Source organism: Moritella sp. JT01, from assembly GCF_001574435.1.
Taxonomy (GTDB): domain Bacteria; phylum Pseudomonadota; class Gammaproteobacteria; order Enterobacterales; family Moritellaceae; genus Moritella.
Genome location: NZ_LOCN01000028.1, coordinates 53790 through 67397 on the forward strand (window position 1 = coordinate 53790; position 13608 = coordinate 67397).

The window sequence follows — 13608 nt, forward strand, 5'->3', positions numbered from 1 at the left end:
GCTATTCTCTATATTCTTTATCGAGCACCGTTTCCGGTGCTGATATCGTGTTATTCGTCTAGCTGTTCGGCGTAAGGTTTAGTGGCAATAAGTACAGCACGTTTAGGCGCTGGGTAGCCTTCAATCGTTTTACTGTGATCGTTTGGATCAAGAAAATCAACCAGTGATTCGTTTCTCATCCATTCAGTTGCGCGTTGCTCTTCAATGCTGGTATCAGATACATCGACGATACGGACATTTTCAAAACCCAGTTTCTCAACCCACAGTTTTAATGCGGCACAACTTGGTAAGAACCAAACATTGCGCATTTGTGCATAACGATCGCCGGGTACTAATACTGCTTGTTCATCACCATCAATCACCAGCGTTTCTAAAACAAGCTCACCACCATCACGTAATTGGTTTTTAAGTTGTTCAATGTGATCAATCGGCGATTTGCGATGATACAGGACACCCATAGAGAAAACCGTGTCGAATGCACGTAATTTAGGTAATTCTTGAATACCAAGTGGTAATAAATGCACGCGTTGGTCATTATTAGCAAAATGACGTATCGCTTCAAATTGCACTAAGAATAATTGGCTTGGGTCGATACCTACAACAAATTCAGCATCGTCACCGAGCATACGCCACATGTGATAGCCGCTGCCGCAACCTACGTCGAGTACATAACGGTATTTTAGTGGTGAGATAAACTCGCGTAGACGTTCCCACTTCCAATCACTGCGCCATTCTGTATCGATATGAATACCATGAATGTTGAAGGGACCTTTACGCCACGGGTGGAATTTTTGTAATAAGCTCTCGGTTTTACGCAGGTCGCTTTCGCTTAATTCACCCGGCGCACCAACTTCAAACTTGTCAGTGATATTGATGTGTTTGGTTTCGACTTTTGGTAGTTTTTTTAATACTTTTTCCCAGCGCGGCAAAAAACCATGTTTATGTTCGCGCTCCCATTCGTGCATTTGTGCTGGTAACGTGTAAAGCCAATGGTGTAATTTGTTCTTCGCAATTATCTGGTAAAAATTTGAAAAGTCGATCATGGGTAACCTATGTGTACTGCTTTAAATTAATTTGATGTATGTGCTAAATAGTTATGTTAAACATGGTGTTAATGATCCGCTTATTTGATAGCAACCATAGAGCCAAAGTTAAAACACTGGAACCAAGAATTTGCGCTGCTAAAGCCAATTTCTTTAAAACGGTTCAAGTGGGTTTCAATGCTGTCTGGGCGCATGACATCTTCAATTGCGCTGCGTTTCTGGCTAATTTCTAGCTCGCTATAGCCATTTGCTCGTTTAAAATCTTCGTGTAAATTGATGAGTAAGTCGTTGACCTTGTCATCACTAAAACAGAATTTTTCTGACAAGATAAGAATACCACCGGGTACTAAACCATCATAAATTTTGGTCAGTAGAGCTTGGCGCTCTGCTGGTGGAATAAATTGCAGAGTAAAGTTCAGTACAACGATTGAGGCGTTATGAATCTCTACCGCACAAATATCATCACACAGAACTTGCACTGGTGTATCGCTTTTATAAGCGGATAGATGGCGTTCACAACGCTCAAGCATTGCTTGTGAATTATCTATGGCAACGATATTACAGTTCTGCGCTTGCACGTTACGGCGCATTGAAATGGTCGCAGCGCCAAGTGAGCAACCCAGATCGTAAAGTTGGGTGTTGTCTTGGGCATAGCGCGCGGTCATCATACCTATCGCAGAAATGATATTAGAGTAACCAGGTACTGAACGTTTTATCATATCTGGAAAGACTTCTGCAACACGTTCGTCAAAGGTGAAATCACCGATTTGATCTAACGGGGCTGAGAAAATCTGATCGCGTTGTTGCATTGTTATAACCTGCAATAAAAATTATCAAAATAAGGCGGCGTATTTTAGTTAAAATGACCCGCTTTGTCTCTACTTAAACAGTATATAGGGTGAATAATTTCATTGTTTCGTTATCGTGTTGGTTTTTTCATCGGTTTAAAAGACTTTTTTGTTAATAAAATAACGGTTATTTAACCAGCAAGACGCAATTGGAACAGCAACGAATCAGCGGCTTTTTAAGTCGTTTGGCTATAACTGTTAGTAGTTTCGGCATTACTTGAAGTTGTTTTAGTATAGCTATTGGTTGCCGTGCTAATTTCTATTACAATAACGGTAATTTTTTGAGGATAGCTAAGCGTAGCTACCCGATTCATCGATTTAGTAGGATTATACAGATGCGTACAGTGTATTGCGGACAGGTAAATGAAGCACATATCGGCCAACAGGTTGAGTTGTGTGGTTGGGTTAATCGTCGTCGTGATTTAGGCGGTGTTATTTTTATCGATTTACGTGATCGTGAAGGTATTGTGCAAGTTGTTTATGATCCAGATTTAGCCGATGTTTTTGAACGTGCTAGCCAACTACGTCAAGAGTTTTGCGTGAAGATCACCGGTAAGGTGCGTGCGCGTGACGAACGCCAAGTAAACAAAGACATGGCAACTGGTGGTGTTGAAGTCTCAGGTTTAGAACTTGAAGTGATCAATAAAGCAGACATCCTGCCACTTGATTTCAACCAAACCAATACTGAAGAACAACGTCTAAAATATCGTTTTCTCGATTTACGTCGTCCTGAAATGAGTAACCGTTTAAAAGTACGTGCTAAAGCAAGTAACTTTGTACGTCGTTTCATGGATGACCACGGTTTCCTTGATATTGAAACGCCAGTACTAACGAAAGCGACGCCAGAAGGCGCACGTGATTACTTGGTACCAAGCCGTACACACAAAGGTCAATTCTTTGCATTGCCACAATCACCACAGTTATTTAAGCAACTGTTGATGATGTCTGGTTTTGATCGTTATTACCAAATTGTAAAATGTTTCCGTGATGAAGATTTACGTGCTGACCGTCAGCCAGAATTCACGCAAATCGATATTGAAACGTCATTCATGAGTGCAGCACAAGTGCGCGAAGTGACTGAACGTTTAATCACGAGCATGTGGAAAGAGATTTTAGACGTTGAATTACCAGCGTTCCCAAGCATGACTTATGCTGAAGCAATGCGTCGTTTTGGTTCAGATAAACCTGATCTACGTAACCCGTTAGAGCTTGTTGATGTTGCTGACTTACTAAAAGACGTTGAATTTAAAGTATTCGCAGAACCTGCAAACAACCCGAAAGGGCGTGTAGCGGTATTATGTGTTACTGGCGGCGCTAAACTGTCTCGTAAGCAAATTGACGAATACACTAAGTTTGTTGGCATCTATGGCGCGAAAGGCATGGCATGGATGAAAGTGAAAGACGTTGCAGCTGGCGCTGAAGGCGTACAATCACCAGTCGCTAAGTTCTTAAGCGCTGACGTGATCACTGCGTTACTTGAGCGTACTAACGCGAAAGATGGCGACATTATCTTCTTTGGTGCAGATACAAATAAAGTTGTAACTGAAGCACTTGGCGCACTACGTCTGAAAGTAGGTGTTGATTTAGAGCTTACTTCAAACGAGTGGAAACCACTTTGGGTTGTTGACTTCCCAATGTTTGAAGAAGATGGAGAAGGTAACCTACACGCGGTTCACCACCCATTCACTGCACCGATGGATGTTAACGCAGCAGAGTTACTAGCTAACCCAGCTGACGCAATCTCAGACGCATACGACATGGTTATTAATGGCTATGAAGTTGGTGGCGGTTCTGTGCGTATTCACAAAGGTGAAATGCAAAAAGCGGTATTCGAAATCTTAGGTATCGAAGATAAAGAGCAACAAGACAAGTTTGGTTTCTTACTTGAAGCACTTAAATATGGTACGCCACCACATGCTGGTTTGGCATTTGGTTTAGATCGTTTAACTATGCTATTAACGGGTACTGATAACATCCGTGACGTTATCGCATTCCCTAAAACGACAACGGCTGCGTGTTTATTAACATCGGCACCAAGCGAAGCAAACCCAGCTTCTCTTGAAGAGCTAAGCATTGCTGTAGTGAAGAAAGAGAAAGCGACTGACGCAGAGTAATTTTATTCACCGCTATTTACCTACAATAACGGTGATTAATATTACAGATAAAGCGCGGATAAATCACAGATAATAAAAAACGGATATAGCCTTTGGTTATATCCGTTTTTTTGTGCCTATTTAAAGTCGCTTGGTAGTTATGGTACGACAGAGTCCCTTGGTGTTCACAACCGTTTTTATTGCGTTCTAGCACGTTATTGGACATAAACGGCTTAGAGCTAATGCTTCAAAGAGTATGGTTCGCATTACATAAAGGGTGATGAATTGAGATTAACGCCGTTTTAAGCGGCAATAAAATAGTTGGTTAAAATAGCGACGAAGGAGCAAAAACCAACTGTTTTTTGTCCGACTTGAAAACCATTGTTAGCTTTAGTTAGAAGCCACGTCATCAATTAAAAAAAGAGAAATCTCTTTTTGGGTTTTATATGGTCAGATATATCTACATTCCCATAAGAGAATATAGGATCGATAGTTCTGATATCCTTATTTGAAAGTGACCCTACGCGAATTTTATCTATCATATTCATTCGCTCTTTAGTAGCAATTTCAAAACCACATTCAACAGGAAACTCTTCTTCATACCTCATAGAAAGCTTCATATACAAATCTGCTAATTCTGAATTATTCAATTTATACTCCAATAGAAAGCTAACAGTGTATTTTACAGAATTCCGTATAATACCTAGAAAATCACTAGCGTTAAAGGGTTGGGCATTAAATTATTGTTCAATAACAATAATTTACATCATATTTATCATCGGTTGGTATTATCTCTTATTTGGATATACAGAATGCTGTTATTTATACAGGTCCGTATAAATAATGATAAAATATATTAATGGCATATAAATCAACGGTTTAATTTTGAGTGTGCTTACAAAGAAAGCCAATCTAGGTCTGTTGAAGTTACTAAACATTTATTTAATAGAACCCATAAACAAATGTATGGCAAATTGATATGAACATACTGTGAGTGAGTTAAAGCTCTAAGCCATAATGGGGCATAACTGAGTTAGCTGTGAACTAAGGCTTTTACAGTATTTTTACACTGCTATCAACGTCAGCTTCATCCATATAGCTAATATCATTAGGATGCTGGCTGATGGTCGTCTTTTTTTGTTAATCCATCGGGGAGTGCAGGATTACCCACAATGACAATATCAGCAAAAGAGGGGAGTGAAAAAAAAGCACTAAGTAACAAAATGTCAGCGCTTTAAAACGTACCGATTAATTGCTCACAATAGAGTTGTTACTCAGAACAATGTTAAAGCGAACTTATCTTTACACAGTTTCGGCCTGCGTGTTTTGCTTGGTAAAGCGCTTTGTCGGTATGTGTTATGAATTCTTGGGCATTGAGGGAGTCACGTTCGTGCCATTGGGCTAATCCAATACTTACCGTGAGACGAATATGATCTTGGCCATAAGCTACTTTCAACTCACTGATATTGTGACGAACTCGTTCGGCGATGATTTTTGCTTGCGCACTGTTTGTTTCTGGCATTAGAATGGCAAACTCTTCACCACCTATTCGAGCGACAACATCGGATGATTTTACGCTCTTAAAGCACGTTTCATAAAAATCCAGTAATACTTGATCGCCGCCAGCATGACCAAAGTTATCATTAATATTTTTAAAATGATCTATATCGAGCAGTAATAATGAGAGTTTTTGTTTATCTTGTTTAGCAAAACCAATTTCTTGTTTCAAAATATGATTGAATTTACGCCTGTTTAATGCACCTGTTAACGTGTCTCTAGAGGCTAGTTCACGGTATTTATCACGTTCCTTACGGCGGTCTAATAATGATTGTTGCTGACGCTTAATCATACTTTTAGACATATCAGCCTGTAACAGTTTTCTACGTAAGGTCTCATAAGCGTCATACATAGCACCAATCTCATCACTCGATGAATAATCATTTATTTGCTGATTGTAACGGCCTAATGTCACTTGCTTTAAAGCATGAGTAATACGGCGAATAGGGGTAATAACACTATGGTATAGCACGGTAAAGAGTAAGGTGTTAAATATAACAATACTCGAGATGAGTATTAACACCCAATAAAAGCGTTGTTCTAATTTATGTAACCGTAACTTCGTTTTAGCTTCGAGATCGCGGATAATATTATCGGTAACTAGCTTGATCCCATCAATGCGATTGGTGAGTTGGATAAACCAAAATTGACCATTTTGCCTAGTCTCTGGTTGCAGCATAAAGTCGGCTATTGTTTTATTAATAAATGCTTTATGTTCAGTGATATTGCATAGGTTTGCGCAAGCAAGCTGTTGCTTGGTAGTGGCTGAATAATTGAACACAAAGATGGCATTAACTTGCATACCTAATTGCATATACAGTTGCTTGTAGCGTTCGCTGTTAATGAGTTCAGGCTTCGTTAGATGGTCATCGATTAACAAGGTACCAGTTTCTCGTTGTTGGCCAAGTATTTCTTTTAATCCGACCATAGCATTGATCGCGGTAATATTATTCGCAAATTGTGCATCCATCTCGATTAAAGATAAACGATTAACACGTGATAATAACTTCGCAATGATGGCATTATAATCTGCTAACATTTTCTCGTCTGTTATCTCAGAATTCATGACTGTACTTCTAAATGTGATGAGTTCTGCGATATCAATCTTGGTTGATTTAATAAATTTAACTAACGTCGGCTCTGTTAATAATGCCATTCGGGAGTTAAGTAATGTTAAAAATTCATCAATATCTTGATTACTTTTGTACTGTCTTGCTGTTAGCGCTTTAGAAAAACGTTTGTAGTCGGAACTGATGTAGCTCGAGAGTAGTCCACGTTCAATCTGCAAGCTGTGCGTTAATGAATTGACCTGTTGAACAATGTGAGTGAGATTTTCCAACAATTGCATATTTTTGTATTGTTGGTAGTTGTCTTTGATCGTAATAAAACTCAGTATTAGCATGCCAATGATTGGCAGTAGTGACGTAATTAACAGGCGTTTTGAGATGTTAACACGGTAGCTTAACCATTCTGATGTACGTTGGAATATCGTTTTTAATGATAGTGAGTGTTTTACTGTGCTATGGAAAGCATGCACGAAATCCATATCTGAAATCAATATATGTTCAATGACCCAATCATATAAAAATTGACTGATTTGTTCTGTTGAATCTGTATATTCTGAATTTAATATTTGTTCTTTTAACTCAGGAATCTTATCAAGAAACGCTTGATGGGTTTGTTGATGCTCAATGAGATCGCCAAACTTCATACTCTGCATGAGTGCTTCTTCATGCTTAAAATGTGTGGCGGCATAAAAGGTTAGTTCGGAAAAATGTTGTTCGATTGCTTCTGCGTTAGCGTTGGTATCAATAGCTTCAATGATCGATGAAATAATAGAGAGGATCTTTTTATGGTCGGCATCAATTTCATCAATCCCGACACACATGCCTTCATTCCATTTTAGACTAATCATTACAGTTGTTGTTTAACCTTAGACCCACGGAAGTGCAGTATAAAATTTCACTTGATTATGTCAACTTTTTTTACTGTTTTTTAATGCTAAGTGAGTGGTTTATCTATATTTATTTTATTTATTTGTGGAGTTGATGCTACTATTATCTTCACGCAAATTATTAAGTCGCAATTGAGTAATGCCAAATACTGAGCTATCAGGATATTTCCCATCAGCATCACTTGAACCTGCTACGATATTGATTAGTAGATTAATTGCTTCCTTTACATGATCAATCGCCCAGATATGAAATAACCCATTCTCAACGGCTTCGACGACATCACGACGTAGCATTAAATTATGGACATTGGCTTGTGGTATGATGACACCTTGAGTAGCGAGTGACCCTTTTGCTGAACACACGTCAAAGAAGCCTTCTATTTTTTCATTAACGCCACCTATGGGTTGAGCATGACCAAACTGATCCATCGAACCCGTGATCGCGATATCTTGACGTAATGCCAATTTTGAAAAAGCGGATATGATCGCACAACATTCCGCTAGTGATGCACTATCTCCGTCGACTTGGCCGTAAGATTGTTCGAAGGTTAAACGTGTCGTGAGTGGGATCTTGGCGGTTCGACCAAACGCAGAGGCGAGATAGGCAGATAAGATCATGACTCCTTTAGAATGAATGTTACCACCGAGCTTAACTTGACGTTCTATATCAAATATTTCCCCTTCACCAAATGAGGCGGTCGCGGTTATTCGTCCAGGGATCCCAAATTGATGTTCGGAGGTACTAATGACGGACAAGGCGTTGATCTGGCCAATTTTTTTACCACTAATATCGATTAACGTAGAGCCATTGATAAAGCTTTGTAATAGGTAGTCTTGTAGTCGACCTACACGTTGTTGTTTATTTGAGAGCGCTTGTTCGACATGATGTTGCCTGATTAGCGTCGCATTAGCTAAGCGTGCGCAGTAGTTTGCTTCGCGTAATAGGTTGGCAATATCAAGCGAATGTAGCGATAGTTTCTCTTGATCTTCAGCCTGACGAGAGCTGTATTCTATGATCCTGCTTATGGCTTTACGATCGCAATGCAACATAGTGTTATCATGCACTATGCTCGAAATGAACTGGGCATAGTGTGCTTCTGCAATATCGGTTCTCGGCATCACATCTTCAAAGTCAGCCGTCACACGAAACAGTTCTTTAAATTCAGGGTCATATTGCTGAAGAAGCTGGTAAGTTTCATAATCGCCAAAGAGAATAATTTTAACTGATAGTGGGATCGGTTCTGGGTCTAACGAGATAGTACCCGATAAACTGACTTCTCTTTCGAGTGAGCTTAGGTTTAATTTATTGGCGCGTAAGGCTCGTTTTAACCCGTCCCAAACATAGGGGCGCTCAAGGACTTTAACCGCGTCGATCATCAATACGCCGCCGTTGGCTCGGTGTAAACTGCCACTGCGGATCAATGAGGCATCGGTAAAAACAGTGCCTTTAAATGTCGCATTTTCAATATACCCAAAAATACTATGGTAGTTAGGACTTTCTTCTACCACGATAGGGAAGGAATCTGTTTCTTGGCAAACCAAGACGTTGATTTGATAGCGGCGAGGCATTTTTTTATCTAACGCTGCATAAGCTAATGAAATATCATCTTCACTGCCTTCTACAAATATTTCGAGGTTGGTGAGTATGTCTTTATTCATCGCGCTGAGGTGTGTTTTAACTTCTGAAAGATGATTATATTTTTCTTTTAAAGGCGTGGTGCAATGCACTAATACTTCGAGTGCGATTTGTTCATCCATCTTTTGACTTTTATCGGTATACTCTTCTTCCCAGATGGTTAACTGGCGGATTATGTCACGGAGTTTACTTTCAAGTTCAGAGATCTTGCTCTCAAAATGCTTTCTTTCTTTGTCTGTTAATTGATCGAAACCTTCTTCCGTATAGGCCTCACCTTTGGGATCAACCGCAATGAGTTGGTAATCACCTTGGGCTGTGAGTGATAGGCTGATGCTGTGTTGTTTTGCTGACTTGGTTAAGTCTTGCAGTACCGCCTCCTGTTTTTCTTCCAACTGGTTCTTTAACTTATCAGAACGGGTGAAATAGATTTCATTATCAAAGGCCATCGGTAATGCTTTGACTAAGCGATGAATCAGATTCTCAACATCTTTTTTGAATTGATGTCCTTCTCCTGCAGGTAGTTTCAGCACTTTAGGGTGGCGAACATCATCAAAATTAATGACATAACACCAATCAAATACGGCACTGCTACCGTTGGGTTCATGACGATTTAAGTACCGTAATATCATGGTACGTTTGCCTAGACCATTGTTACCTAACGCATAAATGTTATAGCCTTTTTCTTTAATCGACATGGCAAATTCGACGGCTTGTTGCGCACGATCTTGACCAATAATTTGATCTAATGGTTGAAGGTGCTTAGTTGATTTACAGTCGGCAGCAAGCTTTGATAGTGTTGACGGTCGATATAACTGACCACCACGTAGAGGTGTTATTGACATGCAGTTCCCTCTTTTAAAACAGTCATTACCCCTAGTGTAGACATAGATCGCTTGTGTGAGCATAGTGTTTTATACTTTACTGCCAGCTTATAGGCTACAAAGAGAGAAAGTAAGAATGATAGTGAACGCTGACACCCTGATTATATTAGATTTCGAGACTACCGGATTATCACCTGATATGGGTGACCGTGCGATTGAGATCGGTGCGGTGAAGATCGAAAATGGCGAGATCACTGAACGTTTTCAAGAATTGATGTACCCAGGTCGACGAGTGAGCGGCTTTATTGCTAATTACACAGGCATTACTAATCGTATGTTAGAAGATGCTGCGCCTTGTGAAGAGGTGATGCATCGTTTTGCTGATTTTATTCAGGGTTATAATTTGGTTGCGCATAACGCATCATTTGATAAACGTTTCTTAGATGCGGAATTAGCGCTAATCGGTCGCGAGTATGATGGTGAATTCAGTTGTTCATTGCTGGTGGCAAGGCGTATCTTTCAAGATGCACCGAGCCATAAATTAGGTGAACTGATTAAGTATACAAATATACCGTCAGGCGGTGGTTTTCACCGTGCATTATTTGACTCTGAAATGACAACTAAGCTTTGGTTAGTGATGTTAAATGAAATAAAATCACGTACCCAGTTAGTTGATATCCCCTTTAATTTAGTTCAGAAAATTGCAAAAACACCAAAGAAATCGGTGGATGGACTGCTACTTCGCTGTGCCAATTAACCCTAATTATGTCACCTTTAATAGGGTGGCTGTACATTTTTGTGTACAGGAATGATAAGTTCAAATTTAGCGCCGCCAAGTTGACTTTTTGATACGACTATTTGACCTTCTAAGCGCTTTGAAGCACTTTTCGCAATTGATAGGCCGAGCCCTAAACCGCCTGTTTTACGGCTGCGGCTTTTATCTAAGCGAGCAAAAGGAATAAAAATTTGATGATAGTTTTCGGGAGAAATACCAGGACCATCATCTTCGACTGTTATTTTTATGGTGCTAGCAAGCTGAATAATACTTACCTGAACAGCTGACTGAGCATGATTCAGCATGTTTTTTAGCAAGTTATCAAACGCTAAGCGTAAGCACATTTGGCTAGTCGTCATCGTTATTTTATCGTCTGCTAGATAAGTTACCTTTATACTATTAGGTACCTGATATAGCGCGATTCTAGATTGAATGAAATCGGTTATTATAATGGATTGCGCGTTATCATTGTAATGAGAGTGTTTAGCGCTGACGCGTGAAAAGGTGGTTATCTGCTCTGACAATTCAACCATGTCATCGACATAGTCATCGATACTATCCAGTAATTCTGTATGTTTATCTCCGCTGATATCTCGTTTCAAGATTCCGACAGCTAGTTGTATGCGGCTAAGCGGTGTTCTTACTTCATGAGGTAAGGCTTGTGCGAAAATTTCACCTTCATCAACGCGCTCAGTAATTGCTTTTGCCATGGCATTAAAACTAGTAGATAGATCATGCAGTAGTGGGGTGGTTCGAAGATCTACTCGTGCATTCAGATCTCCTCTACCAAAGGTATGATTTATTTCAACTAAATGATTTATCTGAAGTTGTAACTTACGAATAGGGCGATATAAGTTTAGGGCAATAAGAAAAAGCATAAAAGCAAATGTGCCAAGTAAGATCAGATCGTCTTTAACGCCGTTTCCAAATTGATCATCATAAAGATCTTCACTGATGGTGATCGCTGCTATGGCATTACTGAGTCGGTACACGGCGAGATATTCGTTACTTTTTTGCATGTAAATATCGACTCTATTAATAGACTTTATGTACTTGCATTCTTGGCAAGGAGATAAGCTTTTTAATAAGCTGATTTTTTCAATGTCGTAGTTATATAAATCAACTTCGGCGCGTTGATAAAAATCATCTGCATTCATCGATATACTATTACGTTGGGACTCCAACACTCGATAAACTTGCATCGTATTTTTGTAAAAATGCTCGGTATCTTTTTGATGAGCGAATATATTCATTAACCATACAGTTAACAAAATACAGGCGCAGATAGCAATTACGATGCAGATATAAATATGCGAGAAGAGTGAGGTCAGACGATTATTCATTGATCAGCATATAGCCTTTGTTTCGGACTGTTTTTATGATCTGCTGAGTTGAGCAATCAATATTGAGTTTTTTGCGTAAGCCTGAGATCCGCATATCAATAGATCGATCAGAGAAATCATGGTCGATACCACGCAGTTGTTGACAACATTCTTCTCGAGAAATAATTTTACCTACATTTTGGGTCAATAATAGCAGTAAATCATATTCGGAATCGGTGAGATCTAAGGCTTTCCCTCTAAATTCAACACGCTGTCTTCTCGGATCTATTTTGAGTCTTTTAAGTTCAATTTCGTCAGGGCTACTTTTTTGTTGTCTGCTTGTTCGGCGTAGTAATGCTGCGATCCGTGCTGCCATAATATGTGGGCGCACTGGTTTGGTTAGATAATCATCGGCACCGAGTTTGAATAAGCTAATTTCGCTTAACTCATCATCACAAGCGGTTAATACTAGAATGGGTTCTTTAAAAAAAGTTCTCGCTTGTGCACAAATTTCCATACCTGATAAACCGGGTAGCATTAAATCTAAAATAAGCAGGCTAGGTTCATATTGCTTTATAGCAGTCAAGGCTATGGCACCATCATTAATAACCTTCGTTTCATAACCTTCACTGTTTAAATACATGGCGGTTAATCTTGCAATTTCGTGGTCATCTTCGACGATTAATATTCGTGTATTAGGCATTGACCTCTCCCTTAGACGATATTGATACTGAGTGTGTTGGTTTGGTTACACACGATTGTTGCAGTGGAGTATAAACATATTTATTGTTCTGTAACCTATCCGTAATTGGTATGAAATTAGGCGAGACAAGAACAGGGATTCATAATGTTCGTTTGGGGCTTATTTAAGTGATTTACTTACGTTTATAGTGATTAAGTGGCACGTTTGTGCTTATTTAGCCTGTATTGTGGATGTTTTATCTTACAAATGCTTACAATAAAAATTCATTTTTATCGCGTTTCAATAGAGCTTGGTTATAAATAATACATCACTAAATATAAGGGCTTTAAATATTTATTACTTCGTTATTATTAAAAATCACTGGGTTTGACTGGTAATTACACAGGCTGAATGACAGGTTAAATTACTTTACATAGCTTTAAACTTTGCACCTTATGGTTATAGCATGAGCAAGTAGATAAAAGGCTTAAATAAAGAATATTGTTAAAGTATAAAATAAAGTCAATTTAAGCATATACTTGAATTGGCTTTTTATGTCTTCAGTGATGGCAATATAAGTAAATTCTATGGCAAGTGTACTATACGCTGGGGTAGATGATTATGGTGTTAGACGCTCAGTTCCTCGATTCTGGTCACACACTGAAGTGAACCAAACACAAAATCAACTGTTAAAGCCTTTTAATACGAGTTTATTAGATTATAAGCGTTTACAAAATAGGTAATTTACCACGTTATAACCAATTGATTTTTTGATGCTTAAAACGTAGAGTAGCAAGGGATTAGAAAGTCAGAACGCGATGTGTAAATCGATATTCGTAGAACGCCATGGCTGATTATATTAGAGTCGGCAGGCAAG

At 39.1% G+C, this 13608-nt stretch carries 10 protein-coding genes; 3 read left to right on the forward strand and 7 right to left on the reverse strand.

What is annotated here, in order from left to right; genetic code table 11:
* Window positions 1-50: 50 nt before the first annotated feature.
* Window positions 51-1043 (reverse strand): tRNA 5-methoxyuridine(34)/uridine 5-oxyacetic acid(34) synthase CmoB, encoded by a 993-nt coding sequence (gene cmoB / locus AKG98_RS18740; RefSeq protein ID WP_067049553.1) that lies wholly within the window; start codon window positions 1041-1043, stop codon window positions 51-53.
* An 80-nt stretch (window positions 1044-1123) separates the two neighbouring features.
* A complete protein-coding gene (gene cmoA, locus AKG98_RS18745; protein ID WP_067049556.1) occupies window positions 1124-1852 on the reverse strand; it encodes a carboxy-S-adenosyl-L-methionine synthase CmoA in 729 nt (242 codons plus the stop codon).
* Between the two features lie 374 nt (window positions 1853-2226).
* On the opposite strand from cmoA, the gene aspS reads away from it, so the two are divergent.
* Window positions 2227-4005, forward strand: a complete 1779-nt coding sequence (gene aspS, locus AKG98_RS18750; RefSeq protein ID WP_067049560.1) for an aspartate--tRNA ligase — start codon at window positions 2227-2229, stop codon at window positions 4003-4005.
* A gap of 392 nt (window positions 4006-4397) precedes the next feature.
* Here the strand turns inward: aspS and AKG98_RS18755 are convergent, their stop codons facing one another.
* From AKG98_RS18755 to AKG98_RS18765, 3 genes are all read right to left on the reverse strand, one after another.
* Window positions 4398-4634, reverse strand: coding sequence for a hypothetical protein (locus AKG98_RS18755; RefSeq protein WP_067049563.1), 237 nt, complete (start codon window positions 4632-4634; stop codon window positions 4398-4400).
* Between the two features lie 635 nt (window positions 4635-5269).
* Window positions 5270-7456 (reverse strand): bacteriohemerythrin, encoded by a 2187-nt coding sequence (locus AKG98_RS18760; RefSeq protein ID WP_157534167.1) that lies wholly within the window; start codon window positions 7454-7456, stop codon window positions 5270-5272.
* Between the two features lie 114 nt (window positions 7457-7570).
* Window positions 7571-9973 (reverse strand): Lon protease family protein, encoded by a 2403-nt coding sequence (locus AKG98_RS18765; RefSeq protein ID WP_067049569.1) that lies wholly within the window; start codon window positions 9971-9973, stop codon window positions 7571-7573.
* A 115-nt stretch (window positions 9974-10088) separates the two neighbouring features.
* On the opposite strand from AKG98_RS18765, the gene AKG98_RS18770 reads away from it, so the two are divergent.
* Window positions 10089-10709, forward strand: a complete 621-nt coding sequence (locus AKG98_RS18770) for a PolC-type DNA polymerase III (RefSeq protein ID WP_067049572.1) — start codon at window positions 10089-10091, stop codon at window positions 10707-10709.
* 17 nt (window positions 10710-10726) lie between these two features.
* Here AKG98_RS18770 and AKG98_RS18775 read toward each other — a convergent pair whose 3' ends face one another.
* Window positions 10727-12070 (reverse strand): ATP-binding protein, encoded by a 1344-nt coding sequence (locus AKG98_RS18775; protein WP_067049575.1) that lies wholly within the window; start codon window positions 12068-12070, stop codon window positions 10727-10729.
* Window positions 12063-12752: a response regulator transcription factor gene (locus AKG98_RS18780; RefSeq protein ID WP_067049578.1), complete on the reverse strand. Its 690-nt coding sequence runs from the start codon at window positions 12750-12752 to the stop codon at window positions 12063-12065. The genes AKG98_RS18775 and AKG98_RS18780 overlap by 8 nt, the downstream gene beginning before the upstream one ends.
* Before the next feature lie 566 nt (window positions 12753-13318).
* On the opposite strand from AKG98_RS18780, the gene AKG98_RS22355 reads away from it, so the two are divergent.
* The gene (locus tag AKG98_RS22355) at window positions 13319-13474 is read left to right on the forward strand and encodes a fatty acid cis/trans isomerase (protein WP_157534168.1); all 156 of its coding nucleotides are present in this window, start codon (window positions 13319-13321) and stop codon (window positions 13472-13474) included.
* Window positions 13475-13608: the final 134 nt, after the last annotated feature.